Origin of the sequence: Paramesorhizobium endophyticum (assembly GCF_014640615.1) — a bacterium.
In the GTDB taxonomy this organism is placed as follows: Bacteria; Pseudomonadota; Alphaproteobacteria; order Rhizobiales; family Rhizobiaceae; genus Paramesorhizobium; species Paramesorhizobium endophyticum.
The window spans coordinates 1-2,014 of record NZ_BMHH01000065.1; the positions used below are offsets into that span (position 1 = coordinate 1).

Below are 2,014 nucleotides of genomic sequence, written 5' to 3' on the forward strand. Positions count from 1 at the left end.
GTCCGCCCAGTTTCGACCGGCCAGCGCATCGGACTCAACAGTAACACGCTGCACAATTTCCGAGACCTCTCCCCCATCGTTGTCGAAGGTGGCATTGTCCACGAGGTTCAGGAGCATTGCGATACGCCAGCCCTTCGATGCAACAGGTTCGCTCAGCGAAAAGAAGAGTTGCCGCGACCCCGAGGCCGAAGGGCGAGCCGGTCCTTCGGATTTGTCGATGGTGGTAAAAAGGGCTAGCGCCGGTTTCAACGAACCGACTGGCACTGTATCCAGAAGCTTATAGGTCTCATAACCGGGCTTAAGGTCGATACGAAGCCCGGGGCCGTTCGGCGATTGGGCTGTAAAAACAGTTTCGAAGCCTAGCTGTCTCATGATCTATTTCCCGAACCATTTGCCGTCGTAGAAGCGGCGTTCCCAATCATTCGATTTATCCGTGTTGTTGCCGAATACCGACGCTCGGCGAAGTTCCGGGCTACCATGTGTCGGCTTCAATTTGGCACCGAGCGTGTGATAAAGCGGAAGAAGATCGTCATCGACGCCTGCCTCGCCGGTAATCGGCCTGTCGCCCAGTTGAAACAGTACCCAATTCGGGGTTTTGGTCACCGTGATCGCATCGGGCAGGCCGGACGAGATTGCATCGGCACCGCCGAGTTCTGTCAAAAGAGGCTCTCCGACGAAGGTGAGCCAGTTGATGCCTGCCAACCAGTAAAGACCGGGCTTATTCTCATCATAGCCCGACCATGCGCGATAGCGGTTGCGCGAAATATCGAGCACAGGGAATTTTTCCGCGACTGGTAGAAGATTGTGGGTCGCCTCAGCCCAGGTGCCATTCTCTTCAGAGATTGAAAGGCCGAACCCGGCAATGCCTGTGGTGATCGGCAGGTCTTTGAGCGCGGACAGAAGCTTGCCGAGATCAAGCGCGCCAGATTGCCAGTCGGCTACAGGGATTGTTGCGTCGAGCTGGACGCAACCCGTAACGGAGAATAAGAAGGACGTTGGCCCCTTGTCAAAGACATTGTCAATGTCGATGTGCTGCAACTTCAAGTCGACAGTGCCGGACTGGTAATGAAAGCCGATGAAAAAGCCGTCATCGGCAGGCACTTTGGCAGCGAGATGTTCGAAAGGCTTCCAGTCCTCGGCCTTAATGCTCTTGCGCCGCCGTGGATTGCCGCCAGCGGTTTCGATCATCAACAACCGCTCCGCATCCCGCTGAAGGATCGGCTTAAAAATATCGAATAGTTTCGAATAGGCATCAAGGTGCTTGAACGGGTGGCCTGTATCGATCGATGTAAGGATTGCCAGGCGGAAAGCCGGCGAGGCGAAGGAACTGACCGCCTCACGGTCGGGTTGCTCCGAGGCCTGCGGCTGAAATAGCGCATCTTCATACCACATGCTTTTCAAGCTCCCGCTACGCCGGATTTACGTGCCTTGCCATCGCAGGCGCAAGTATTCTGGCTAACTTCGCCATTTTGCTTAACATTGGCCTTTTGAACACCCGCATTCCGCAATCCTTCGTCGTAGAGTTCGCTCTGGCCTCGTCGCCAACGGTCCTTATCGAACTTAAAGTCATAGATATCTTTCAACTCACCGTCTTTGCCGTCGATTGCAATATCTGGCTGTACTCTGTAGACATCGCCTTGGTACTTAGACATGGCATCTTGATAGGATTTGTAAAGATCATAGCCAGTGGAACCAATGTCATAAAGGTCGTAAGCCGTGGAAAGCACGTTCAGCACCGGTACGAGCTTCATCCATCCGCTAGCTGCTTTTTTGACCGCCATCTTGCCGAGTTTCTGTGCCGCCTCAGCTTTCAATTTGTCGTAGAGCGGTTTCAAATGCCGTTCTAGAGTCGCTTTCTCAAGCGCCTTCCGTCCCCAACTGGCCGGAGCGTTTTTCCACGGAACGAGAAGCATCTTCTCGAGCGCCTTCTTTGATCCCGCGCCGTACTTTGGACTTGCTTCGGAAAAGTGGAGAGGTTTTCTTGAGTTGAAAGGAAACCGGAATGCCGAAGCAG

General features: G+C 54.1%; 3 protein-coding genes. All 3 read right to left on the reverse strand.

Annotated elements, in window-relative coordinates; genetic code table 11:
* A partial coding sequence (locus IEX53_RS23520; RefSeq protein ID WP_188826594.1) for a hypothetical protein occupies positions 1 to 372 on the reverse strand: 372 nt, incomplete at its 3' end.
* A 3-nt stretch (positions 373 to 375) separates the two neighbouring features.
* On the reverse strand, positions 376 to 1,392 hold the full coding sequence (locus IEX53_RS23525; RefSeq protein WP_188826595.1) for a type VI immunity family protein: 1,017 nt from the start codon (positions 1,390 to 1,392) through the stop codon (positions 376 to 378).
* Positions 1,393 to 1,397: 5 nt separating this feature from the next.
* On the reverse strand, positions 1,398 to 2,014 hold a 617-nt coding region (locus IEX53_RS23530; protein ID WP_188826596.1), incomplete at its 5' end, for a hypothetical protein.

Excerpts from the sequence above, each read along its gene's own strand:
- IEX53_RS23525 (WP_188826595.1), bottom strand. The coding sequence starts at position 1,392 with ATGTGGTATGAAGATGCGCTATTTCAGCCGCAGGCCTCGGAGCAACCC.